Below are 23,711 nucleotides of genomic sequence, written 5' to 3'. Positions count from 1 at the left end.
ATCGCCTGGACCTAAGCATTAGCACCTCAATCAACTCTTGCATCACCGGGTGGCGAGGGCCACATATGCCGCGCCGGCCCCAGCAGCCGGCGGCGTCTGTTGCCGAGCAGGCCCCGGCCAGGTCAGACGTCCAGGAGGAGGACGACGCTCTGGTCGGCCTGCGCCAGGCCTACGAACAGCACCTGCCGTAGATCTGTGCTGGGCGTGCGCCAACGCCCCGACTTCCCGAATGACGGCGGGGCGTGCAACTCGTACCGCTGAGCGCTGGCGCCGCTGCGGGCTTTCAGCGGCAAGCGCCGTGCCAAACTCCTCTGCCGCGTCGGTGACCTCAAACGCTGGGCACTGGGCACGCAACCGGCCCGTGCGGTCGTCGGCACCACCTACCCGTCATGACCGCGACGGAACGGACGGCCCATTGTCAGACCTCCTCCGTAGGCTGGCCGCGAGGTACCTGAGACAGGAGGGCAGCGTGGCCCGGAAACCCAAGATCGATCAGCGCGCGATCGAGAGACACCTCAAGGAGATCGCCAAGGGCTATGAGCGCGCAGCCCGGCGGAATCCGATCCGCGTGCCGATCCAGACGGACGCGACTGTCGAAGGAGTCTCCATGGCCGGTCGTGACGCCGTCGAAAGCAACCCGATCATGGCCCGGCTCCTGATGTGGCTAGACGAACAGGCCCGGCTGAACCCCTCGCACTACGTCGACGTGACCCGGTTCGTCGAAGAAGAGCAGCTGGACAGCGAGGACCCGTCCGTGCTCGCCTTCGAGCTGGAACAGCGCGACCTGGTCAAGATCGCACGCACCATGGGCGGAACGCCCGACGTACACCTCAGCGACGCGGGCCGCGTCGCGGTGAGCCGACTGAAGAAGCTGCAGCAGGACCGCGCCGCCAGGCTCCGCTACACCATGGACGCCTTCCTGCGGTGGCTGTTCGACACGGCAGGCGACCAGTCGCCCACCGACCCGGCCCCGTTCCTGGCGCCCACCACCGCGTACTTCGCCGGTGCCGCAATATCCGGGACCGACCTGCACCAGGCGCTCGGCTACCTGGCGGAGCACAACCTCATCGAACGTATCGACACCGACCCCGCCACGGTCGCCATCACCCCCGAAGGCGTCAGCTGCGCCCTGTCTGGAGGAAGCGTGCAAGACCACACCACCCCGGCGCGTACCGGAACCACGTACAACAACTACCTGCCGAACGCCAAGGGCGTCATCATCGGCGAGCAGCAGCACTTCACCCAGAACAACACCGACGGCGTCGACCCGACGCTGTTCGTCCAGCTGGCCGGGTACATCGGCCAGATCAGCCCCACGCTGGCTATGCCCGAGCCGGACCGCGTGGAGCTGGAGCGCGTCGCCCAGGACCTCCACGACGAAGCGACCTCGGAGAACCCCGAGCCGGGCCGTCTGCGGCAGTTCACCACCCAGCTCAAGGACAAGCTCCTGGAGGCCGGCATCACCATGGCCGCCACGATGGGCGTCCAGATGGCGGAGCAGGCCCTCGGAACGCTTATGTAGTACCGCTGCCGCTGCCCGCAAGACCACGGAGCCCCGGGGATCTGAAATCTCCGAGGCTCCGGCATATGGAGCCGCGTCGTTGAACGACTTCGCGACGTCGGCGTCACGCAGCCATAGCGACACCGTGGTGAGGCTGGTTCGAAATCTGGAGGCAGCGGGCCCCCGGCCGCAGACGAGCCCACCGGGCCGGCCAGCCGATGGCTCACCCTGCCCGCATTGGACCGCCTCGTCTCCTACGACAGCCCCCGCCCCTGCGCCGTCCCGTGCACGCCACCGCCGATCGCCTGGCGGCACCGCCCACCGCCCGCGCCTCTCACCGCGCCCACCGCGCAGCGCGTCGCTCACCGGCTGCACGCGGCGACCGCACATCCCCGCCTCGCCGCGGCAGTCGCCGCCGCGCTGTTCACCGGCGCCTCCCTCCAGCAACTCGCCACCGCCCGCCCCCGCGACTACGACGACGCTGTGGCCACGCTCGCCCTGCACGACCGCGCCCGCTACACCGACGGCTGCGCCGCCCACCCCGTACCACCCTGGGCAGGCATCTTCCTGCGGGCTGCGGCCTGCTTCACCCGACTCGTCTCCGGCGAAGACCAGGAACTGCTCGCCGCGCCAGGTGACCGTGCGCACCTGCTGGGCGTTGCGGAGACGGCCAGACTGCGCCCGCCCCAGCCGCCCGCGGCCCGCCGCCAAGGCCCGGTCGGCCGTGTGGAGTGGGACTGGCGCGAGCGGCAGGAAGCTGAGAGGTACAAAGCGGTGCCGGCCAGTCGCGTCAGGCCCTAACGATGCTGAACACCCTGACGCGTTCGCTCGACAGGGCAGACTCAGCCGATCGAGAAGTCGGCGAACTCGACGTCGCTGAAAGCTACGTGCAGACCGTGGGCCCGGCGGCCCCCTTCGCGAAAGTAGGCGTGCCCCAGCGCACGGGCGAGTATCACCGTCTGCCGCTGCTCGCCCGCGCCGGCATCCCGAGCGGCGAACAGCTCCCGGGCCACCTCTCCCGGCAGGTCCTGGGTGATCCATCGCACCCGCGGATCGTCCGAAGACCCTGCTGGCGCGGCGAACCCGAATCGCGCCCTCGTGTGGAGGACGAACCCGTTAGCTTCGGCCTGTGCACGCCGACGGGCCCGTATTCGGGGCTGCCATCGGGCCAGGACCGCTTCCTCGATCGCCCGGACCTGCATCGGACCCGGCGGACGACGCGCTCCTGGCTTCTTCGTCACCCACCGCTGCACAGTGCGCTGCGACACCCCCAGCACGGCGGCGACCCTCCGGGTGGAACCCGGGTGCGCCGCTAGCAAAAATCGCAGGCGTGCCTCGGTGCTCGAAGGAACGGGGCGGGTGCGCAACGCGCGCTCCAATCCCTGCTCGATCTGTCCCACGTCCGTCTCTCCAAGCGGCCAGCCGGCAGGGCCAGCACCCCGCAGTCCGTAGCCAGTTCTGCCAGGTCATCTGCACCCGCCTGCCGTGTCCATGGGCGAACTCGTTGACGGTGCCCTCTGCTTTGGAGCGGACCACGTAGCGGCCTTCCGGCCGGGCCTTTGCTGATCGGTGCGGACGCGTACTTGCAGGTCGCGGAGTGCTCGCGGCGGGAAGCCCACGTTCCGGGCGCTTTCGCGGGAGGTTGTGCACCCGGTTCGGACCGGGCACGTGCGCGTTCACGTACGAGCCCGGCGTCCTTGAGCCGCCTCGCCACACACCGGGCGTAGCCGGGGCCAGCGCGAGATCGAACAGGCCGTCGGCACCATCGCCCTGGGTGAGGCGCTCACGGAAGTCGGCCAGCACGCTGTGGTGGAAGCCGGGATCATCCAGCTCCATGGCCAGGGCGTATGTGGAGTCGATGCGGCAGCGGACCGCCTCGGCGGCCTGCCGGTCCGACAGGTCGAGCAGGAACTGCAGGACGCAGACGGTGGCCAGTTGGGTGGGGGAGAGGTCCGGGCGCCCGTCGCGCGGGTACCAGTCGGCGAAGTCCTCATCGCACCGCAGCCCGTCCAGCCGGTCCCTGACCCACATCGCCGTCGTGCCGCCCGGGTTGCTCGCCCGCGCGGTCTGCACGGTCAAAGACGGGACTTGCTCACCGGAACGGGGGCGGAGGGACAACGGGTGCCTCGACAACTGCATTGGCCTTCGGAACAGCCTGAGCATGCCCGCTGATCAGGCTTCCGCACCGGGCAACTCCAAGATCCCCGGCAGAGTCAGGCCAAGGCACTCGATCAGGCGGCAGTGGGCAGCTGAGCGGCGGCGCAACCCGACGCCGGTCGGTGCGGTGACCGCGGCCACGGCGGGACGCCTGGGCCGACTCCGGCGACGGCAATCTGCGGCCTGGCCGCGCTGATCGCTCTGTTGTCCACCTGGGGCTCGGTGAGCCAGACACGGACCGAACCGCACATAGCCGAGCAGGCGCAGATCACCACCACTGATCACGCTACTCCCTCCAAGATCCACGTCCCCGGGCTGTCGGTCCGATCCTTCACCCGTTAGGCAGGATGGGCGCCATGACCGAGATTCGCACTCCCCGCCTCATCTTTCGTCGCTGGTATGACGACGACCTCGCCTGAATGTGAGGGGTCGAGAGCGACCACGGAGGTCGGGTTGTCCGGGAAGGCGGCGTCCACGTCGCGGCTGAACTTCCGCTGCAGGGCCGGGCGGATTGCCATGCCCGGTGTGCAGGTGACATAAGTGCGGGGCACCGGGCCCCAGCCGTCGCGGGTAGTGGCTCGTCACGCAGCCTGGGCCGGGGTTGCGGTCCGTTGACGTAGGTGAGTCAGCGGCGAACCTGGTCTTCGGCTCAGCACGGGCGTTGCACCAGCAGCGCCGCCATCACCCTGCCGACGCGGTTTCCGTGGCGTGTCGCGCGCGGAAGGAGTGCGCTGGACAGCCCAACCAGGAAGAGGCGGGTCAAGGGCGGTGGCCGCGTCGTAGACGTTGACGAGAGGCTGGACGGCGTCTGCATACGTGGTGAGCCGGAAGGCCGACTGGGATTTGCCCAGACCCAGAGGGTTGCCTTCGTGGATGCGGGCGGCGTCGCCTCTCTCCGCGTCAGGCGGCGCGGATCGCGGTCATCGATCAGTAGGAGCGTCGGCTGCGGCGACCGGCGAGATGATCACGAGCATCGCCCGGGCGGCGCCGGAGACGCTGCGCAGGACGTGCTCGTCGGCGGAGTCGAAGTCGATGGTGTCGCCGGCGCTCAGCGTCCACCGTTTCGTGCCGATGCTGAGCTCGACGGCTCCTTCCAGCATGAAGATGCACTCGGTGCCGGGGTGTGATGAAGGGGGCGTCTTCGTCCCAAGGGCAATGTCCACCAGGACGATCTGGACGATGCCTGGGTCGGCCTGGGTGAGCAGCGGCCGGTAGGCGACTCCCGCGGCGGGTGGGTGCGGGCGGGCGACGCTGTGCCGCACGGTGAGGGAACCGGGCTGGTGCTCACCCACGAGTTCGCCCAGTGTCACGTTGTACGCCTGCGTCAGTTGGAGGAGGACACCGAGCGAGGGAACGCGTTCCCCTCGCTCGATACGCGACAGGTGCGCGGGAGACACACCACTCGCCGTGGCGACAGTGGTCAGGCTTAGGCCGCGGTTCCGGCGGTGCTCCGCGATCGTCCGGGCGGCGAGCTCCTCCAGATCCTCCGCCTGCGCGTGCGACATCGATCTCCCTCAGACCTGGCTCGGATGGTAATGTTGCCTATTGGCAAAAAAACATGGGGCAAGCCCATGATAGTGCGACCCAGCCGGGTGAACGCTGATACCTACCCGGCGGGCGCCCGGCAGCGGTAAGGATCATCGCGATGGATACGACGACATGTGACGAGGTGGCCGACGAGCCGTGGCGCGGCGAAGTCCTGTCCATCTACGTTGCCGAGTACGCCGGAGTGGAGATGCACGCGCTGCCGGCGGCGCGTCTGGTGGCGGGCGTGGGCGTGGCCGACGACAGATACGCGCTCGGTCACGGTCACTACTCGTATATGTGGCACCCGGACCGTCAGCTCACGCTCATCTCGCAGGAGGTGATCGACGAGGTCTCGCGGGCCATCGGTGAGCCGGTGGACGGGATGGAGCTGCGTCGCAACATCGTGACCCGTGGCGTCCCCCTCAACTCGCTGGTCGGGAGGTGCTTCGCAATCGGCGAGACGATCGTCTACGGAGGCCGGCTCAACGTGCCCTGCCGATATCTCGAGCGTCTGATCGACAAGAAGGTGTTTGAGCCGCTTCTCGGCCGGTCAGGGCTCAACTGCCGGATTCTGCGCGGAGGTACCGTTCGTCCTGGGGACGTCGTGCGACCGCTTCGCCCAGGAGAGGACTCCACGATCGAGGCGCCCGCCACCGAGCCAGTAGAGATCGACGGGGCTTCCGAATGAGCGTGCGCTTGTTGATGGCCGCTCGGCTTGAGGCGGATGCGTGGCCGGCGCGGGGGGTACGCGAACTCACCGTCGTTCCCGTCCACCGTGAGACGTTCCCGCGTTTCGTTCCCGGCGACCATGTCCACATCCAGCATGGGAACGGAACGAGGCGCGACTACTCGCTCATCGGACCCGCGGACGACCCCTCGTGCTACCGGATCGCCATCCGTAGGGACGATGACGGTCGCGGCGGTTCCGTCCTGTTCCACGAGGAACTAGAGGTCGGCGACCTGCTGTTCGTGTCCTACCCGCAAAGTGGTATGCGGATCGACCGCACCGCATCGCACCACGTGTTCGTCGCCGGCGGGATCGGAGTGACCGCGATTCTGGGGCTGCTGGAGGGGCTGCCGCCTGGCGCGTCGAGCGAGATCCGGTACTGCGTACGGCACCGTGAGCACGCCGCGTATCTCGATGTACTGCAAGCGTCGGGCGCCGAGGTCATCCTGCACGAGTCGGCCGCGGGTGGCCGGCTCGACGTGCCGGCACTGACAGCCGGGCTGGCTGACGACGCGACTGTGTACTGCTGCGGTCCCGAGGCCCTTATGGCCGAGATGGCCGAGGCGGCCAGCCGCCTCCATCCGGACCGAGTGCGCTGCGAGAGCTTCACGGGGCGGGTGAGTGCACCCGGTGACAGGCTCGGTGACTCGTTCGAAGCCCGGCTGATGCTGTCGGAGCAAGTGATCCATGTCGCGGAGGACGAGTCGCTGCTCCAGGCCATGTTGCGTGAGAACGTGCCCGTCGACTACTCGTGCGAGGGCGGCGCCTGCGGCAGCTGCGTGCTCGAAGTGGTCGACGGGGAGATCGAGCATCGCGACCTGTGCCTGAGTGACGAGGAGCGCGGGCAGTCCATGGCCGCCTGCGTATCGCGTGGGAAGGGTGCCATCTCGGTGCAGGCCTGACCCACGTGACATAAGTGTGTTACCAGGTCGCAATGCTACGCAATCGGGCAGCAACAACGAGCCCCTAATTTGCCAATAGGCAAAGCAGGGGCTTCATCCTCGACGAACCTCCCGATTGGACGCACGATGACCGACACACTCCCGCCCCGGAGCAAGACCCGGGACCACTCACGAAGACTTCGGCGTACCGTCGCAGCCAGCACCGTCGGCAGCATCATCGAGTGGTACGACTTCATGTTGTACGGCACGGTCGCCGCACTGGTGTTCCCGACGCAGTTCTTCCCGTCGAGCGACCCGTTCGCCGCCACGATGCTCACCTTCTCGACCTTCTTCGTCGGCTTCGCGGCACGCCCGATCGGTGCGATCGTCTTCGGGCACCTCGGTGACCGGGCCGGGAGGAAGGCGGCTCTCATCAGCACGCTGGTGCTCATGGGGATCGGCACGGTCGGGGTCGGTCTCATCCCCGGCTACGACTCGATCGGATTCTGGGCACCCGTCCTTCTCGTACTGATGAGAGCCCTGCAGGGCATCGGTATGGGCGGCGAGTGGGGCGGTGCGGTGCTCATGGCCGCTGAATCGGGTGACTCGCGACGGCGCGGCTTTCGCATCGGGTTTCCCCAAGCCTCGGCCATGTTCGGTGTCGCGATGGCCAACACGGTGGTGCTCGTGGTCGGAAACGTCGCGGGCGACGCGTTCGTCAGCTGGGCGTGGCGGCTGCCCTTCCTGGCCAGCATCGTGCTTGTCGTCCTCGGGTTCTGGATGCGGAAAGGGATCGTGGAGACAGCGGACTTCGCCGTCGTCAAGGAAGCCGGAACGGTCCACCGCGCCCCGGTGCTCAGCGCCTTGCGGTCGCATCCCTGGGAGATCACGCTCGGTCTGTTCCTCAAGGTCGGCGAAATGGCCGCCGTGTTCGTCTTCATCACGTTCGTCTTCTCGTACGGCACCTCGGTGGGCAAGTTCGACCGCGAGCTGCTGCTTGCGCTTGTCGCCGGCGCGGCGATCATTTCCTCCCTCATCACGCCGCTCATGGGTGCGCTGGGCGACGCTTTCGGCCCCCGCCGGGTGTACCTGGTCGGCGCCGCGGGCATGGCCGTCATCTGCGTCGTCTACTTCGCGGCCATCAAGAGTGGGAACCCAGCCGCAGCGGCTCCGGTGATCCTGGTGTCTCTCGTGCCCTACGCGGCGATGTTCGCCAGCGAGGCTTCATTGATCACCGGACTGTTCCCTGCGCAGGTGCGTTACTCAGGTAGTTCCCTGGCCTTCAACCTCGCCGGGATCATCGGGGGCGGACCGGCGCCGCTCATCGCCACGGCGATTGCCGGCAGGTTCGACTCACCGTTCGCTTTGAGCGCCTACCTTCTGGTGACCGTGGGACTCGGCGTCACAGCGGTGATCTTGCTCGGCCGCAGGGAGGCCTCCCGTGTCTGAAAAGCGAAGCACCCCCGCCGAGGTGCTCGTCATCGCGCCGCGGGACGCGCCCTTCGTAGCGGGTTCAGCCGCTGACCCATCGGTTCACGAGGCCGCACTCGACGACATCGCAACTGCGGATCTGTTCGCCGACCTCGCCGACTCGCAGCACCCGCTGCTGCACCGCACGCTCGATCGGCTTCCGGTTGCCGGCGAGTGCGAGCCGCTGCCCCAGGTCGTGGCACTGACCATCGGATACATGTCGCGCTACCAGAGCGAGCTCGCCGCCGCGAGTGAACCGGTGGTCGTGTCCTCGCCATTGCTGGCGGTGCCGACTCTTCTTGCGGCGATCGCCCCGGACCGTTCCATCCTGCTGGTATACGCCGACTCACGACTCGCTTCGGCTGCCGACGTGCCCGGCGTCGCCGAGGAGGATGCCGGCCGCCTTCTCGTTGCGGGGCTCGAGGGCCCCGGGCCGTTCCGCCGCGCCGTGATCGAACGAGCAGAGGCGTTCGACGACGCTGCCATCCTGAGGCAGATCGAGGGGGTCGTCGCCGAATTCATGGCTTCGCATCGTGTTGGTGCGGTGGTGCTGGAATGCGGAGAAATGGCGAGCATCGCCAGCCGGTTGCGTGAGCGGATCACAGTGCCCGTGGTCGATTACCATCTTGTCATCGACTTCTTCCGGAGAGCGAGCAGAAAGGGGCCATCGACCGACGTCGCCTGAGTAGGTCCGGGGCGGTCAGGCTCACGGACCGGTGCCCGGCCCAGCTCTCCGCGTGGCCTGACTCGACGGTTTGGCAATCCACCGGCTTGTCACGGGGCCTTGGCCGGGTATTCGGTCCACTGCCGGATCGGCGACTGTCGGATCTCCGACACCGTTCGCTCCTCCTCGACGGCCGGTTCGGCGCGGGCGTCTGCCGTGGCCCGGTGCTGGTAGTAGCCGGAGCGGGAGACGCCCAGGACCCGACAGATCCGCTTCACGCTGAAGGCGGCGCGGTTCTTGGAGACGAAGTCCCAGCGGCGGGGGCTCACTTCACCCACCGAGCGAAATAGGCGGCTGCCCGGCGCAGGATCTCACGCTCCAGCTGCCACTCCGTCTCCGCCAGTAGCCGGGCGTTCTGCGCCCGCAACCGGACCAGTTCCTCAGCCGGACTCCCGCCGGCCTCGCGGCGCTCGGTCAGTGCCTGGGACTCGTTTTCCTTGCGGACCCACGTCCTCAGCGACTCGTCGGTGATGCCGAGGTCCGCCGCGTATGTGCGCTCCCGCCCGGCCTCCAGCACCTCTCGAAGGGCGGCCACCACCCGCTCATCCGCACGCCCCAGGACGGACCGCGGCCGGATGGCCCGGTGGTCCACCAGCCCCCACACCCCTTCCCAGCGGTAACGGGCCCGCATCCGCCGCACTGTCACCGCGCTGGTCGACATCCCCGCCGCCGACAGCTCCGCCGCCTTCGCCTCCTCCCGCTGCGCCAGCGTCCGGTCTGCGGGTCATACTCCGCCCGCGGCGGACCTGCCGCACCGGACCCGCCCGGCCGCCCCGTCTCCACCTCCCGCACATGCCGCTCCCAGACAAGCGCCCGTTCCCGCACCGCCTCGGGCAAGGACTCCAGCCAGCCCAGCGGCGGCACCCCGGACACTCCCGGCGCATCCAGGACTTTGAACCCCGCATCGGCGAACAGCAGCGACAGCAAAACCGGCCGCTACCTCACCGTCCTCGGCGACCAGCCGCACCTGACCGTCAGTAAGGGCCGCCACCGTCCAGGTACGTCCCCCCCAACCGCACCTGGCACCCCAGCTCCACCACCGGCCTGCCCGGCATCCCGCTGCCCGCCCTCACTTTGCCGCCTGCGCCCACACCGGCATCCGCTCATGCATCGCCGCCCCCAGGTCCGCCGCCAGCCGTCCCGCCCATAGGGCATGGAACAGCGCGGGAAGCACTACCAGCGGATCCCCGATCCTGCGTACGCCCTCCCACAGCGGCGCGGGCTCGGCGAACGCCTCCTGCAGTGCCGCAGCCAGCAACTGACCACCGTGGTGCCGCGGGTGCCGGTATCCGGCCAGCCAGGTCATATTGCGCCGGTAGACCGAATCGACAGGCCCGAGCACCCAGTACCGCCAGCCCGCCGCCGTACAGATTTTGTGGCGTACCTGTCGTGCAGGCTAATTGATCTTGGTTGTGACCTGCTGTTGCTCAGCTGTACTGAGTGGTACGTCTGTATTCCAGGGGAGGATTACGCCGGGCCGAGGCGTTGGCGATGGGCGATACGTGGGTTGAGCTGGCCGTGTTGCTCTGCGCAGTGAGCTGAGCGTCATGCCAGCTTTTGCGCAGTGTGGTCGGCGCGCCTGTAGGCAGGGGGAGTTGGCGGCTGTTCCCGGCTGGTGCAAGCGGGTTGTTCAGCGGGCGTACAGGCGTTGCCAGAGCAGGTCGTGGTCGGCGGGTGCGAGGCGGGGCAGCCGGAGGCGGTCGGCCAGGCGGTGGAGGAAGGCGGTCTGCTGCGCGCGTGTCAGGGGGTGCGAGGGCAGGCGGTCAAGGGCAGCGGCGAGGATGAGGGTCTCGGGGTGGATGACCAGGCTCCGGCAGGTCAGAGCTGGGGAGGCCGGGCCTGGAGGGATGTGGGGGTTGGCGTTGGTGAGGCGGTCAAGGCGTGTGAGCCACCGCTGGTGCAGGTGCTGTTGGTGGTCGTACCAGCGTGTCGTGATCGTCGATGCCCAGCTCAGGGAGGCCGTCGTCGCGCGGCGGGCTGTGGGGCGGGGCCGGGTGAGCTCGGGGACAGGGCGGATGTCGAGCGGGGCGGGCTGCCGGGAGTCGCTGGAAGCCTGCTGGTGGCGGGTGCAGATCATGATCCGGGGCGAGTTGGACACTGGGTGGATCCACGCGAGGGCGGCTTGGTGCGGGCTGCGGCGGATGGTGCAGGCGGTGCACGCCGGTAGCGGCTGCACGGCGGGCGGGACGGGCTGCCAGCGGGCGATGGCGGCGCGGGCCATGCCGATGGAGGCGGGTGGGGGCTGACGGGCCAGCGCGCGGGCGAGGTGTGCGGGCGGGATGCGGGTGAAGGCGGACAGGCGGTGAGCGGCTTCGGCGCTGAGGTGGATGTCGGTGGCGGGCGGGGACGCGAAGGTACCGGTGGTGGCGATGTTCAGGCCGTCGAGGAGCTGGGCGGCGGTCAGTTGGTAGGTGCCTGCGAGGCGGGTGAGGTAGGAGGCTGCTGACTCGCGGGGCAGGGGCCTGGTCCGCAGGGCGCCGGGCTGGGACGGCCACATCGTGCGTGCCCGCACCACAGGGCTGCTCCAGGCGTGCGCGGTCACCGGCTGCTGGGTCGGGTGCGGCGGCTCGTCGGGGTTCGGGGCCGGTAGTGCTCCTCGGCGAGGTGGTCCAGCGCGATGGAGTCCAGCAGTGTCTTGGTGATGCGTTCTTGGCCGTCGAGGATGGCTTCGATGGCCGCCTGGCGGATGAGGCGGGAGAGGCTGCCGATGCGTCCAGCGGTCCGTTCGTGCAGGTAGGGGGCGAGCCTCGGCAGGCTGCCGGTGCGGTGGGCGTGCAGGTCGAGGGCCGCTTCCAGCGCGGCGATGAGTTCACGGAACGGCTCGCGTGATCCGGCGCGGGCGGGCAGTGCCCCGCAGTCGATGAGTGAGGCGCGTCCGGCCAGTTGCGCGCCGCGGACCCCGCTGAAGACGGTGCTGGTGGTGACGTCGATGCCCGCGTACACGAACGTGGCGCCGACGCGCTCGGTGAGGTCCTTGAGCCAGTCGGCGGCCTCCGCTCCGCTGGAGCTGCGGGGGTTGAGCCGGTGGATCTCGTCGATCAGCACCAGTTTCACTCCGGCCGCGGTGTAGGTGTGGCAGACGGCGGTCGTGATCTGCGCGGTGGTCATGCGGGTGGTGACGGGGATACCGAGATAGCGGGCGAACTCGCAGGCCAGGGTCTTGGCGGTGGCGCCGGGCGGAACCAGCACATACGCCACGGGCACGCTGGTGTCGCCCGGGGCGGCGCGGCGGGTGTGGGCCAGGTGGCAGGTCCGGCCGACCTCGAGCAGGGCGGTGGTCTTGCCGGTGGTGGCCGGCCCGGTGACGATCAGGGACGGTCGGGCGGTGACGCTCTGGCTGCGGCCGAGGATCATCAGCGTGCGCACGTTGCGCGAGAGGCTTTCGATGGCCGGGGTACGCACGGTGACGAACTGCGAGTGGTAGGCCAGGCGTTCCTCCAACGAGCGTGCCGGCTGGCCCGGTTGCGGGGGAGCGGGCGGGGCGGTGTGGGCGAACCGGGCGAACGCATCGAACGTGGTGACCGTCCCGGGGGAGGCATCCTCGGCGGCGGGCGTGGTGTGGGGGCTGGTGGTCACCAGTGCTCGGCCTCCTCAAAGGCGTCATACAGCGCGTAGCGGCCCACAGGCGGGGAGAGCTCCTCGCCCTCGGCGAGGTGCCCGTCAGCGTCAGGGGAGTGGGCTTCGAGAGCGTCGAGACTGTCCTCGGCCCGTATGTCGTCATCTGCCGTCTGCACCGTGCTTGTCGCCGCCGCGTGGCGCGCCGCTGCTGCGGAGGGTGTGCCGGTGCCGGGCAGGGGGCGGGCCCGCCGCAGGACCTGGTCGGCTGCTTCGGCCAGGTCGGCCTCGTGCCGCTCGCGGTCTGCGCGCTGGTGGAGGGTGCCGCGGATGTGGCGCCAGGCGGTCTCGCTCATCGGGGCATGGACGTGGTCGCGGTGGATCCACGGGATCTCGTGCAGGCGTCCGTCGGGCAGGCGGATGTAGACCTGCCGCACGTCGTGCGGGTTGAGGTGGACCTCCCACTTGCCGCCGGGATGGGTGGGACAGAGCCGGCCGCGGTGCTCGTTCAGGATGGCGTGGTCGTAGGTGCGGTAGTTGATACGGATGCCCCGGCCGGTGACGGGGTTGAAGCGCACGGGCAGCAGTTCCGTGTAGTCGGCCCCGGTCAGCGGCAGCGGCACGTACCCGGAGGTGCCCAGCAGTGCGCTCCACATCTCGTTCGGGGCCAGCGCCTTCTTCGGCAGGACCGGGTGGCGCAGCCCGTCGTGGGGGCGGTGCTGCCAGCACGCGGTGACCCACTCATCCAGCAGCTCCTGCAGCTGAGCCACGGTGAAGTGCGCCTCGTCCTCCACCGCGTGACCGCGCTCGAGGACGTGGGAGCCGGTGTAACCGGCGACGTGCTGCGCGAACAGCGAGTTGATACTCCCGAACGTCCGCTCGACGGCACCCTTGGCGGCCGGCGAGCGCGGCGGGGCGGGCTGCACACTGACGCCCAGGGTCTCGCAGGCGGCCAGGAACGCGGCGGAGACGAACACCCGCCCACGGTCGATGATGATCGTCTCGGGCACCACCACCGGCCGCGCCGCTGCCTGCTCCAGGCGCGCATCGAGAGCGAGCAGCCGGTCGTAGGGGATGGCCGCATGGGCCAAGTGCAGATGTTCGGGCCAGCCGGGCCGCGCCGGGTGGGGCACGGCCATCTCCGCCAGCAGCAGGGCCGCGTCCACCGCCTGGGTGCTCTCCTCGCGCAGCACGGCCGCCACCACCGACCGCGTCGCCACATCCAGGGCGATGGTCAGCTCCGGGCGTACCGGGCGGCCGTCCTCGCCCACGGCCATCACATCCAGCCGGGTGGTGTCGACCTGCACCAGCTCGCCCGGCCGCAGCGCCATCGTCGGCGTGAACGGTCGCGTCGGCGTGGTGGTGGCGGTGCGGGCGGGGCGGCCGGGATGCTCCAGCGGGTCGGCCAGTACCCGCACCAGCCGGTTGAACGTCGACGGCGCAGGCAGCGCTACGGCGCCCGGCCCGTGGGTGTCGGCCAGGATCTGCCCGGTCAGCTGTCGCAGCCCCTTCAGCGTGCCCTTGGACCGGCCGCGCTGGCGGCGCAGCGCCTCCAGCACGGCGGCCACCACCCGCTCATCAGCTCGCCCCGTCGCACGGGCCGGCCTGTGGCGGGGGATCAGCCCCATCAGACCGTGGGCGCGGTAGCGGGCGCGCATGCGGCGCACGGTGGCCCGGCTGACCTTCGGCCAGCCCAGCCGGGCGAGTTCTTCGGCCTTGGCCTGCTCCCGCTCGGCCATCGACGTGCGCTGCGGGTCGTACTCGGGCCGCGGCATCCCGCTGCTTGCCGGGCCGTCGGGCAGCCCGGTCTCGATCTCGCGGATGTGCCGCTGCCAGGCCAGGGCCCGCTCTCGCTCCCGCTCGGGCACCGTCTCCAGCAGCCCCCACGGCGGCACGGCGGCGGCCGGGGAGCCCGCCACGGTGAACGTGAGGTCGGCGAAGAGGAACGAGGCCAGCATCGACGCGGTCTGCCCCTGCTCGTCGACCAGCGTCACCGACGCCCCCATCAGGGCGACCACCTGCCAGGGCCGGCTCTGGAAAGTCACATACGCGCCCAGCTTCACCTGCCTGCTGCTGCCGGCGGCCACGGGGCGGCCCGGGCGGGCGGGCGCGCTCACCACTGCCCGGCCTCCGCCTGCGCGTCCCCACACCGACCAGCCTGGCCCCTTCTCGCTTGCCCGGCGTCCCTGCACGGACACCTCCGCCACGCCCGGGCCCTCCGTCAAGGACCAAGCCTGCGTGGCCGCTTCGGTCTCTGCGCGCTGCTCGGCTGTGCCGGAGTCGTCGACCGGTGACGTCGGCTGGTTTCCGGGCCGGCGGGTGCGGGCGGTGACCGTCTGCGCGGTGCGCTGGTGCACGGTGGCGTCGAAGGGCCGCAGGCTGAGGGTGCTGTCCGTCCAGGCCAGCGGGTGCAGGTCTCCGTCGGGCAGCCGGATGTGCACCTGCCGCACGTCGTAGGGGTGGTGGTGCACCTCCCACCGGCCGTCGTCCGTGGTGGGGCAGGACCGCCCACGGTGCTCATCCAGACAGGTGGCGTCGTAGCGGCGCCGCCCCAGCCGGATGCCCGCCTCGGTGACCGCATGCCGCCCCGCGGGCAGCAGTTCGGCGAAGTGCCGGGCCCCCAGCGGCAGCGGCACCACTCCGGCGGCACCCAGCAGCACCTGCCACATCTCATCCGGGCTCAGCACCGCCCGGGGCATCAGCGGGTGCCGCAACGCCTCCTGGGGGCGGGTGTGCCACACGGCGGTGATCCACTCATCCAGCACATCCTGCAGGTGCAGCATGCTCAGCACGGCTTGCGGCGGCTGCCCCAGGCCGTCATCGCCGGGCCCGGCCGGCCGGGCGGCGGCGGCCACCCCGGCGGCATGCCGGGTGAACAGCCCGGCGAGCACCCGGACGGTTTCCGCAACCGCCCGGCCCCCCTGCCGCGCCGAGACGGCCTCCAGGCTGACACCGAGGCTTTCGCACACGCTGAGCAACCAGGACCCGGCGGCGGCTGTCGCCGGATCGAAGACCAGCGTCTCGGGGACGGCCACCGGCCGCACCGCCGCCGCCTCCAGGCGCGCCTCCACACCCATCAGCCGCCCCGGAAGCGACTCGTGCGCTGTGCGCAGCATCTCCCGCCAGCCAGGACGCACGACGCGGGGCACGGCCATCTCGGCCAGCAGCACCGGCAACTGCAGGGGCACCGCCTGCCGGCCGTGCACCACGGCGGCCAGCACACAGCCCGTGGCCCCGTCCACCGCCGCGGTCACCGACACCGCCACCGCACGGCCGTCCTCACCCACCACCGGCACACCCAGTGCAGCGGTGGCGACATGGACCCGCTCCGCAGGCCGCAACGCAGGCGGCGCACCGCCCAGCCGGTACCGGCCGGTGGCGGTCCGCGCCGGGCTGCCCGGCGGCTCGGCCGGATCCGCCAGTGCCTTCACCAGCCGGTACAGCGACGCCTTCGCGGGCAGCTTCACCCGCCCCGGACCGTGCCGGTCCGCCACGATCTGTTCCGCCAGCTCGATGATCTGCTTCACCGTGGTCGCCTTGCGGCCGCGACACAGGCGCAGCGCCTCCAAAACGGCGGCCACCACCCGCTCGTCCGCGCGCCCCGTGCCTGACCGGCCGCGCAGGGACCGCCGGTCCACCAGAGCGAGCAGCCCCTGGCGGTGGTAGGCCAGCCGCATCCGCTGCACGGTCGCCCGGCTGACCCTCGTCCAGCCCAGCGCGGCCAACTCTGCCGCTTTGGCGTGCTCGCGCTCGGCGAGCGTGAACCGCTGCGGGTCGTACGCCTCCCGCACCTTGCCGCCGCTGCCCGGCCCGCCAGGCAGCCCGGTCTCGATCTCGCGGATGTGCCGCTGCCACGCAAGAGCCTGCTCGCGGGCCGCCACCGGCAGCGCCGCCCACGTCTCGGCCGCCGGAAACTGAGGATCGGCCTGCCCGACGATCCTGAAGCCGCGAGCGGTCACCAGACGGGCTGCCAGCACACACCCCGTGGCCCCGTCATCGGCGGCCAGATACACCCGCCCGTCGACCAGACCGCTCACCTGCCAGGTGCGGCCCTCGAACTCGACCCGCGCACCCACCCCAACACCCCGCCCATCAGGGGCGGTTGATTCGTGCCTGCTCAACGTGCCTGCTGCTCCCGCTCGCTGCCGTCCGCGGCCGGATCGGACGGGCCGGGGCAGACGAGGGTGTGCCCGCCCAGCGGCCGGGTCAGGTCCGCGGTCAACCGCCCGCTCCACGACCGCGTGGTAGAGCACCGGCGGCGTCCTCAGGACCTCAGCCCGCCGCCGCGGCCCCCGCCATCAAAGCCCGCGGGGCTGGCGAACGCCTCCAGCACCGCCTGCTTGCCAGCCCGCCCGCATCGCGGTAGCGGGGATGGCGGTGGCCGAGGCCAGCCACCGCACGTTCGCCGCCGCCACCGCATCCGGCGCCAGCAGCCGCCGGTAGGTGAACCCCACCGCCGCACACGCCGCCCCCAGCACCGCGGCCGCGCGCGCGGCACGATCCCCGGCGGGCCCGGTGCTCGCGGGACAGTCAGCCACGAGAGCACGCCCGTCGGCGTAGCGGGCGAACACCTGCGGCACCCACGTCAGCACGCGCCCGGTGCCGGGATCACGCCAGATCAGCCGCACCGGCCGCGCCGACAACCCCACCACCTGCGGATCACGGTCCAAAATCATCAGCTGCATGCACATCGCCTGCGACCCGTGCGGTACGTGACCGCTGGTGGTGGCCGACCACCACCAGCCCGGTCCCCACCTGCGCCCGGGCACCACCGGGAAGGCCGCCACCGGCTGGAACTGCTCGAACCGAACGGCCGCGGCGGCCTCGACCCAGCGGCGTTGCACGAGAGTGCCGTCCCCCTCGGTGAACTCTGCCTCCACCGCACCCGGTTCCGGCACCCGGTAGGCACTGCCCGCGACGGCAGGTAAGCCGTCTTGGCTGCTGTCGATGATCACGTGCTCCACACAACGTCATACCGGCCATGGCGCGCAGGAGAACCGGCCAGTAACTCCAACTGCCTTGCCGCGAGAACCGGTTGTCCTGTGCGGGGGCCAGGATGCCGCCTGGGGCGCGCTGGTGTCGGTGCGGGGCCAGTACTCTGCACTTTCCCCGTCCAGGGCCGCCAGGTGAGCAGGCGCCGGATCGGCTGCGCCGCTATCCCAGAGACGAGCACCCATCCCGAGTCGTCTTCGCCGGAACCGAACCGGATCAGGGCGCCGGACGGCATCGCCGCACCGCGCGCGAGCGTGTCGACGAAGGCGTCTGCGAACGCGTTGACCTGCTCGCGCCCCGCACCCTGGTCGTCATCGCGGACACCGGAGTCGAGCCACAGGTGGTCGCGGTGCCCCGTGACCTTCAGCATGATCTTGAACGTTTCGTGGTGGTAGTGCGGATCGCTCACGGCGACGCCCACGACGGTGTCACCGCGCACCAGGTTGTCACCGACGCGTACCCACACATCGCGTTTGGCCACTGCTCCCCACTTCCCCCGCCCGGCCGCATCAGCAGCCTGAGCGTAGCCGTCTGGGCCCGCCTCTGGCTGAGCCGGAGAGTCGGCCCACCAAGGAAAGACTCAGTCTGCGGCTTTCATGCTGACCCTTTGCAGCCCGGGGCCTGGCGGCGGACCCGGGGTCAGGAGTGGCGGAAGCCGCGGTCGGGGTCGCGGGCCTGGGCTGGGCGGGCAGAGGCACGAGCCAGTCCGCAGCGGCCAGGTTGGCGAGCCCGAGGGCCTGGTTGATGTCGTTGCCGCTGTCCTCGATCCCGTCTGCAGGGACGCGTCGAACAGCATCAGTGCGCCGTGGTCCTCGAACAGGACGGTCGAGCACCAGGCCCAGTCGAAGTCGCGCCGGCTCTCACCTGAGACCCTCCGCCGCTTTCCGCGACCAGGCGCAGGCCGGTTCCGCGTCAGCGACTTGGCCCGGTCGATGCCCAGGTGCAAGGGCCATACTCCTCGCCGGTGCACAGCGGGCGGAGCGGTGCCCGTCATCTGGCGGAGCTCGGCGGCCAGGTCGTCGAAACGGCGGGCCATTTGCCGCCGCCACTGCTGGTCCTGGTGAAAGGTGATCGGCGGCAGCGAGCCCAGGACACGGCCCTCGCCGCGCCCAGCAGGCGCATCCCCCACATCGGCGACGTCCTGCCAGATCTGCTCGGACAACTCCTCGAGCGCCACCCGCAGCACCGCACCTGTCCGCGCGGTGAGCTCGTCCTCCTCGCCGTCCTCGTACCAGCCGTCGTCCTCGTCGTCGTCTTCGTCCCACGCCGCCGGCTGGCCGTGGCGAGCGAGGGAGCGCAGACGGCTGCGCACGCGCTGCGCGGCCTGTTCGGGAGCGGCCAGGGCGTTGGCGATGATCTGCAGTTCGTCGGGTTCGGACTTCCTGGGCGCTCAGCAGCATGCCGGCCTCGGCCGAGCCAGAGCGGAACCCGCCGTCCCGTGCAGGCGTTCTTGGCGGGCAGGACCACGGCGAAGTCGCTGTCCGTCGGCCCGGTCGATGACAGAGGCCACCACCCCCGCGACGACCACAGGGTCGCCGAAGGCTTACCTCCACGTGCAGCCGGTCGACGACGAGAACACTGGAGGCCGACTCGATGAACTCCTCGAACTCGTAGGTGAACCGGCCGTCCTCGTCCAGGAGCTGGGCGGCCACCAGGGCGGGGAAGGACTGCTCGTCTGCCATCCGCTCGCGCAGATTGTCGGACTTCCAGTACAGGCCCCTTACGGCCGTCAGGCTTCCCACCGGTGTGCCGGCCGCGGTGATGCGCACCTGCCACTCCTGCACTCCCTGCGCGGCAGGATCCAGCAACTGGTGGGTGTGGTGGAAGTCGAGCGCCAGCTGGGCAAGGTCCGCCCCCGCCGCCGCCGGACCCCGATGCAGACTCGCGACGTCCTCCCCTCGGCGCCGGTACCGGGCCGCTGCCGTACCTGCGGCCCCGCCTCAGCCTAGTGGCCACACGCAGCAGTCCTCCCGCAACATGGCATCACCCATCCTCCCGGGGAGACCGGCCAGATCCTTTCTGCGGCCGGGGCTGCGGCGTACGGCGGCTGACACACACCACACCGGCCGCCGATCGCGTCGCTCCTCATCCTGGCCCGCGGTGATGATCTCTGCCAGCTCATGAACGGGCAGGCGTGACCAGGCGGCCGCCTCGTCCAGCGCCACCCCGGCGGCCGACTGGCCGCAGCGGCGGTGTCCACCAAGGCCTGGGGCCCGATCCAGGGCGGCGCTGTGGCTGAGGCGCTCCAGCAGCGTGCGGGCCACCTCGGCAGTGGTGCCGCTGTGTACGCCCCTGTAGCTGCTCCAGCTGCTCCCGCGCCTCGCCGATCATCTGCTGTATCTGGAAACGGTGTTCGGGCGCTGCACCGTGGCCCGCCACCGGGTGCCCGAGCCGCCCGACTGCTGCTCGGCCGCCCGTCACGCGCGCAGCTGGCAGGCCATCGTGGCGGGCTGCTGTCCCCGCTGCAGCCGCCATGGATCGTCCCCCTCCACCCGGTCGGCCCGCCTTCACCGCGCCGCTGACGGATGACAGCGCCCATCCAGGTGAGCAGCGGCCCGCCGTAGTCCACCGCCGACAGCGGGCCCAGCCAGTTGCGTCCCACCCGCTCGCCCAGCCGGCGGCAGCAACGCCCCGTCGGCGGGCAGCGGCCGCGGCCGCCCGGCGCCGCTGTCCCTCCACACCAGCTCGGCCATGGCCGGGTCCAGCAGCGCGTCGGCCACGGCCACCGCCTCCGGGAAGGTGAACCGGCTCCGGCGACGATCCGCCACCGCTGAAGATCCGTGCCCGCGTTGCCTCCAGCCACCCGGTGCAGCCTGTGCGGCCAAGCACCCCCTCCCGCTCCCAGTGCAGGGCCTCCTCCCACCACCGGGCCACGACCACCGCGTGCGCCAGGCGACACCTGACCGGGCTCCGCCGCGGCCCGCACCGCACCGGCGTGCCACCCCCGTCCACTGCCGCTGCGCGACGACCACCACCTCCGGGACACCGCGCAAATTGAGGTGTTCCAGCGGCTGGTCGGCGTCCGCGTCCAGCAGCCAGCGTCCGTGCCGGACACATACTCGCTGCCAGCGCGGCAGATACCGCACCGCCCGCAGTGCCTGCCCGGTGCGCCGCGCGGTGCACAACCGGCAGCCGAACGCTGCTTCTCCCGCCACCGTGCCCGCCGCCCGCCACCGCGCCTGCGCCAGGGCGGCCTCCCGCCCGGTACTGATCTTGGGGTCGTCCACGGTGAAGGCGGGCAAAGCGCGCGCCAGCACCGCCGGTTCCACGCCGCACAGCTCGGCGAGCACACCCCGCCCGGCTTCGTTGAGCACGACCTCTGCGTCGGCTCGCACGCCGCCGTCGTGCGGGGTGGGGGAGTTGCGGCACGTCCATAGCCGCAGCACGCTGGCGGCCGCCAGACCGTAGCGGTCCGCAACCCGGTTGATCAGTGACGCGGTCAGCTCCCCGGCGGACGGCTCCGCAACACCCCGCCGCCAGCTCTCCCCGACGCCGTCCTGATCCTGTCCAGCGCCCTGACCGGCTACAGCTCTCGAACTCCTAGGTCGAGGAGGCTGCTTGTAGCTCCGACTTCGAGGCCGGGCGCGGCGGCCGTTGTGGGGAAGATGGTCCGGTGGCCTCGGCGGCGATCTGGCGGAGCTCGCTCCTCTTTCGGCCAGACCGGCCTCCTGGGCCTGGAAGAGACGGGGGCCGGGCGGCAGCGCGAGGGTGAGGCGACGCACGCGGGCGTCGTCGGTGCTGCCGGGGCCGCGGTGTAGCCGAACCGGGCCTGGACATCGATCATGATGCCGCCGGTGGTGGCCGCGGCCTGCTTCGCCCTGGCCCTGACCTGTGGCTGCCAGCGCACGCGAACCTCACGTTGGAGGCGTTCGGCGAGCTCGGCGGGGCTTTTTGATCTGGTTCTTTCATACGACCGCTCGACGGCGCGGCGATGCGCAGCTCCGCCACGCGCCGGGCAGCGCCCCGACGCTGCCGGACCAGGCAACGCAGCGCCCCGCTGATGGACAGGACGCGTGAACGTGCCGGACCGCCTCTATCCGTCCCGAATGTGACCATCGCCGTAACGCTGATTCTCCGGTGTCCTTGGCGGTGACCTCGCCGGTCTTGATGTAGCGGGCGAGGTTGGCGGTCTTGCCGTCGGCGTCGAGCTGCTCGAGGACATCCGCACCCCACAGCACGCTCTGGGTGCCCTCGTGCTTGACCATCCCCGGCGACACCCCCAGCCGGAACGAGCCCGGCACGGTCTTGCCGTTGCTGTCGTAGGGCAGGACGTCCAGGGGGCTGGGGCCGTCGGATGCGTACACGGCGCAGTCGGACAGGACCGCGACCGGATACTGCCCCGTGGCAGCCGCCAGATGGAGCATCTTGCGGTGCATGTTGATGCGGGCCCGGGAGATGACGGCGGCGCGGATGTCCGGCCGCCAGGTCGGACGGGCCAGTGCGGGCCAGGCCTGCCCCGGCTTCCAGCCGCCGCCGCGCGCTTTCTCCCGCAGCTTGCCGATGCCGCCCTTGACGGTCATCTTCACGGCGTCCACGACGATCGCCATTTCCTGGTCACGCTGCTTGTAGCCGTCCATCGCCGTCAGGAACTCGTGCGGGGGCAGCTTCTCCGCTACGCCCAGGTCCGCCATGGTGGCGACGTAGGCGTCGCGCAGCCGCTTGTACCAGCCGTCCAGGAACCGGCCGCTCTCGGGACGCACCCAGGCCTGAAGCGGCGCGACGTCGTAGCCGAGTTCGACGGCGTAGGCGACCGTCGGGGTGGCGTACCAGGTGACCGGGCCGTTCACCGTGCTGGCAGAGGGAACCCCCCGTCGAGCTCGCGCCACTGCTCGCCGACCTGCACCCACCGGGCGAGGTCGACGTGGGAGAGGTCGACCAGCCAGGAGCCGGGCACCGCCGCATCGAAGTCCGGCTGGGTGACATGCACGGGCGGCGAGGCCAGACCGACGACGGCGCCGTTGGCGGCCGCACCGAAGGCGAGGTTCACATCCAGGCTGATGAGGCAGCGCTTCATGCACTCGTCATCAGTCAGGTCAGGTCCCGCGCCCCGTAGGTCCTCGAACAGCCTCTCGCCGGGCCCGCGCACGTGGAAGCGGGGCAGGTGGGCCAGGACGGGGGCGTCCGTCGGTCGCCTCGCACGGCGCCGGTCTCATCGGCTTGGTTCCCAGCGATCCGGCCGGTGCTCGGCGCCGCTTTCCGGTCTCGTCCGGCCTCCTGTCTGCGCGGGTCGGCGGGCGAGCGCGGTCATCAGCTGCAGCCCCGTCACAGCGGTGGAGCCGACCGGCGTCATCACCCGGGCCGCGTACACGCCTAGCACCCGGGCGAGCTCTGCGGGCTCCAACTGCGCGGCATGTCCCCAGGCGCGGTCGTCCAGGGCACGCCACGAGGGGATGCACAGCTGCACACACTGCCGACGGCTGCCCTGGGCGGGGCGGTAGATCCGCGCCCACGGCCCGAACCCGCGCTTGGTCAGCTGCCAGTCGGCGCGCTCAAGCTGCCTGATGACCTTGTGCCCCTCCGGGAGCCGCCCGGCGAGCCGCTCGGACTCCGACAGGGCAGCGGGCAGCCCGTAGCGTTCACACGCGGCCTCGGTGAGCACCAGCAGCGGGTCGGCGTCCTTGCCCGAACCGTGCAGCCTCTCCGCCCCTAGCTGCGCCTTGGCCAGTGTCCACTCCACCAGCGCGGGCAGTGACTTGGCGGGCACGTCCAGGATCAGACCGCCGATGCCGTAGCCGCTCACCCGCCGGTCGGAGTCGGCGTCGAGGACGAGCAGCGGGCCGTGCGCGTACGCACCCCCGGATACCGGGGTGGCCGCGGGAGCTCTTCTTCATGCCCGGGCGCGGCGAGGCGTGCGGCGTTTGGACGGCACGCGGACGCGCCACGGCCGCCCGGCGCGGCAGCCGCGGGAGCGGACGGGGACTTGCTCGCCCCGGCCCGCGGCCTCCGGCGCCCCGGCCGGAGCCTGCGCTGCGGACGCCTGCGTGGTGAGAGTCTGCGGCCTCGCGGGCTCCTCCTGCGGGGCACCGGCGTCCTCGGGGGCGGGGGAGCAACTGGCGCGGAGCTGCTTCAGCAGGCGCGCGTACGCCTCCCGCTCCGGCGGCCGGGCGCAAGCCTTGCCCGACTCCCAGCCCCGCCCACGATGTCGCCCGCCGCACGCCCAGGGCGGCGGCCACCTCA

The 23,711-nt window shown here is 71.0% G+C and carries 19 protein-coding genes and 4 pseudogenes; 7 read left to right on the top strand and 16 right to left on the bottom strand.

What is annotated here, in order from left to right; genetic code table 11:
* Positions 1–122: 122 nt before the first annotated feature.
* Positions 123–293 (bottom strand): hypothetical protein, encoded by a 171-nt coding sequence (locus tag Q4V64_RS00120; protein WP_172629617.1) that lies wholly within the window; start codon positions 291–293, stop codon positions 123–125.
* 176 nt (positions 294–469) lie between these two features.
* Between Q4V64_RS00120 and Q4V64_RS00115 the strand changes: the two genes are divergently transcribed.
* Positions 470–1,522 (top strand): hypothetical protein, encoded by a 1,053-nt coding sequence (locus Q4V64_RS00115; RefSeq protein WP_124445663.1) that lies wholly within the window; start codon positions 470–472, stop codon positions 1,520–1,522.
* A 216-nt stretch (positions 1,523–1,738) separates the two neighbouring features.
* A complete protein-coding gene (locus Q4V64_RS00110; protein ID WP_303708615.1) occupies positions 1,739–2,302 on the top strand; it encodes a hypothetical protein in 564 nt (187 codons plus the stop codon).
* A gap of 41 nt (positions 2,303–2,343) precedes the next feature.
* Here Q4V64_RS00110 and Q4V64_RS00105 read toward each other — a convergent pair whose 3' ends face one another.
* The 3 genes from Q4V64_RS00105 to Q4V64_RS00100 form a co-directional block, all read right to left on the bottom strand.
* Positions 2,344–2,547: a terminal protein Tpg-like protein gene (locus tag Q4V64_RS00105; protein WP_253267599.1), complete on the bottom strand. Its 204-nt coding sequence runs from the start codon at positions 2,545–2,547 to the stop codon at positions 2,344–2,346.
* 70 nt (positions 2,548–2,617) lie between these two features.
* A complete protein-coding gene (locus tag Q4V64_RS54595) occupies positions 2,618–3,532 on the bottom strand; it encodes a transposase (RefSeq protein ID WP_348540836.1) in 915 nt (304 codons plus the stop codon).
* Between the two features lie 1,046 nt (positions 3,533–4,578).
* Positions 4,579–5,163, bottom strand: a complete 585-nt coding sequence (locus tag Q4V64_RS00100) for an XRE family transcriptional regulator (protein WP_124445876.1) — start codon at positions 5,161–5,163, stop codon at positions 4,579–4,581.
* Positions 5,164–5,303: 140 nt separating this feature from the next.
* On the opposite strand from Q4V64_RS00100, the gene Q4V64_RS00095 reads away from it, so the two are divergent.
* The 4 genes from Q4V64_RS00095 to Q4V64_RS00080 all read left to right on the top strand — a co-directional run bounded on the left by Q4V64_RS00095 (position 5,304) and on the right by Q4V64_RS00080 (position 8,948).
* Positions 5,304–5,873 (top strand): MOSC domain-containing protein, encoded by a 570-nt coding sequence (locus Q4V64_RS00095; protein ID WP_124445877.1) that lies wholly within the window; start codon positions 5,304–5,306, stop codon positions 5,871–5,873.
* A 14-nt stretch (positions 5,874–5,887) separates the two neighbouring features.
* Positions 5,888–6,814 (top strand): PDR/VanB family oxidoreductase, encoded by a 927-nt coding sequence (locus tag Q4V64_RS00090; RefSeq protein WP_172629660.1) that lies wholly within the window; start codon positions 5,888–5,890, stop codon positions 6,812–6,814.
* Positions 6,815–6,940: 126 nt separating this feature from the next.
* Entirely contained in the window at positions 6,941–8,242 is a 1,302-nt protein-coding gene (locus Q4V64_RS00085) for an MFS transporter (protein WP_124445879.1), read from the top strand.
* Entirely contained in the window at positions 8,235–8,948 is a 714-nt protein-coding gene (locus Q4V64_RS00080; protein ID WP_124445880.1) for a hypothetical protein, read from the top strand. The genes Q4V64_RS00085 and Q4V64_RS00080 overlap by 8 nt, the downstream gene beginning before the upstream one ends.
* A gap of 89 nt (positions 8,949–9,037) precedes the next feature.
* Here Q4V64_RS00080 and Q4V64_RS00075 read toward each other — a convergent pair whose 3' ends face one another.
* The 9 genes and pseudogenes from Q4V64_RS00075 to Q4V64_RS00035 all read right to left on the bottom strand — a co-directional run bounded on the left by Q4V64_RS00075 (position 9,038) and on the right by Q4V64_RS00035 (position 18,846).
* The gene (locus tag Q4V64_RS00075; RefSeq protein WP_148100447.1) at positions 9,038–9,256 is read right to left on the bottom strand and encodes a hypothetical protein; all 219 of its coding nucleotides are present in this window, start codon (positions 9,254–9,256) and stop codon (positions 9,038–9,040) included.
* On the bottom strand, positions 9,253–9,618 hold the full coding sequence (locus tag Q4V64_RS00070) for a transposase (RefSeq protein WP_216377776.1): 366 nt from the start codon (positions 9,616–9,618) through the stop codon (positions 9,253–9,255). The genes Q4V64_RS00075 and Q4V64_RS00070 overlap by 4 nt, the downstream gene beginning before the upstream one ends.
* A 438-nt stretch (positions 9,619–10,056) precedes the next feature.
* Positions 10,057–10,362: pseudogene (locus Q4V64_RS00065) on the bottom strand (TnsA-like heteromeric transposase endonuclease subunit); the annotation flags it as partial.
* A 255-nt stretch (positions 10,363–10,617) separates the two neighbouring features.
* Positions 10,618–11,529, bottom strand: a complete 912-nt coding sequence (locus Q4V64_RS00060; RefSeq protein ID WP_253267593.1) for a TniQ family protein — start codon at positions 11,527–11,529, stop codon at positions 10,618–10,620.
* Complete coding sequence (locus Q4V64_RS00055; protein ID WP_172629661.1) at positions 11,526–12,563, bottom strand: TniB family NTP-binding protein; 1,038 nt, start codon at positions 12,561–12,563, stop codon at positions 11,526–11,528. The genes Q4V64_RS00060 and Q4V64_RS00055 overlap by 4 nt, the downstream gene beginning before the upstream one ends.
* Complete coding sequence (locus Q4V64_RS00050) at positions 12,560–16,618, bottom strand: helix-turn-helix domain-containing protein (RefSeq protein WP_303708606.1); 4,059 nt, start codon at positions 16,616–16,618, stop codon at positions 12,560–12,562. Before Q4V64_RS00050 ends, Q4V64_RS00055 begins: the two co-directional genes overlap by 4 nt.
* A gap of 222 nt (positions 16,619–16,840) precedes the next feature.
* Complete coding sequence (locus tag Q4V64_RS00045) at positions 16,841–17,497, bottom strand: TnsA-like heteromeric transposase endonuclease subunit (RefSeq protein ID WP_303708605.1); 657 nt, start codon at positions 17,495–17,497, stop codon at positions 16,841–16,843.
* Entirely contained in the window at positions 17,494–17,955 is a 462-nt protein-coding gene (locus Q4V64_RS00040; protein WP_303708603.1) for a hypothetical protein, read from the bottom strand. Before Q4V64_RS00040 ends, Q4V64_RS00045 begins: the two co-directional genes overlap by 4 nt.
* Before the next feature lie 159 nt (positions 17,956–18,114).
* On the bottom strand, positions 18,115–18,846 hold the full coding sequence (locus tag Q4V64_RS00035) for a hypothetical protein (RefSeq protein ID WP_303708601.1): 732 nt from the start codon (positions 18,844–18,846) through the stop codon (positions 18,115–18,117).
* A 184-nt stretch (positions 18,847–19,030) separates the two neighbouring features.
* Between Q4V64_RS00035 and Q4V64_RS00030 the strand changes: the two genes are divergently transcribed.
* Entirely contained in the window at positions 19,031–19,483 is a 453-nt protein-coding gene (locus tag Q4V64_RS00030) for a hypothetical protein (RefSeq protein ID WP_303708599.1), read from the top strand.
* A 558-nt stretch (positions 19,484–20,041) separates the two neighbouring features.
* On the opposite strand, the pseudogene Q4V64_RS00025 reads toward Q4V64_RS00030, so the two are convergent.
* The 3 pseudogenes from Q4V64_RS00025 to Q4V64_RS54585 form a co-directional block, all read right to left on the bottom strand.
* A pseudogene (locus Q4V64_RS00025) lies at positions 20,042–20,983 on the bottom strand (hypothetical protein); the annotation flags it as partial.
* Between the two features lie 166 nt (positions 20,984–21,149).
* A pseudogene (locus Q4V64_RS54590) lies at positions 21,150–21,414 on the bottom strand (XRE family transcriptional regulator); the annotation flags it as partial.
* Between the two features lie 190 nt (positions 21,415–21,604).
* Positions 21,605–23,711: pseudogene (locus Q4V64_RS54585) on the bottom strand (transcriptional regulator); the annotation flags it as partial.

This window comes from Streptomyces sp. NL15-2K (assembly GCF_030551255.1).
Classification (GTDB): Bacteria; Actinomycetota; Actinomycetes; order Streptomycetales; family Streptomycetaceae; genus Streptomyces.
This window is presented reverse-complemented; position numbering and strand designations above follow the sequence as displayed.

Excerpts from the sequence above, each read along its gene's own strand:
- Q4V64_RS00030 (WP_303708599.1), top strand. The coding sequence starts at position 19,031 with ATGACAGAGGCCACCACCCCCGCGACGACCACAGGGTCGCCGAAGGCT.
- Q4V64_RS00095 (WP_124445877.1), top strand. The coding sequence starts at position 5,304 with ATGGATACGACGACATGTGACGAGGTGGCCGACGAGCCGTGGCGCGGC.
- Q4V64_RS00100 (WP_124445876.1), bottom strand. The coding sequence starts at position 5,163 with ATGTCGCACGCGCAGGCGGAGGATCTGGAGGAGCTCGCCGCCCGGACG.
- Q4V64_RS00090 (WP_172629660.1), top strand. The coding sequence starts at position 5,888 with ATGGCCGCTCGGCTTGAGGCGGATGCGTGGCCGGCGCGGGGGGTACGC.
- Q4V64_RS00070 (WP_216377776.1), bottom strand. The coding sequence starts at position 9,618 with ATGCGGGCCCGTTACCGCTGGGAAGGGGTGTGGGGGCTGGTGGACCAC.
- Q4V64_RS54595 (WP_348540836.1), bottom strand. The coding sequence starts at position 3,532 with ATGTGGGTCAGGGACCGGCTGGACGGGCTGCGGTGCGATGAGGACTTC.
- Q4V64_RS00085 (WP_124445879.1), top strand. The coding sequence starts at position 6,941 with ATGACCGACACACTCCCGCCCCGGAGCAAGACCCGGGACCACTCACGA.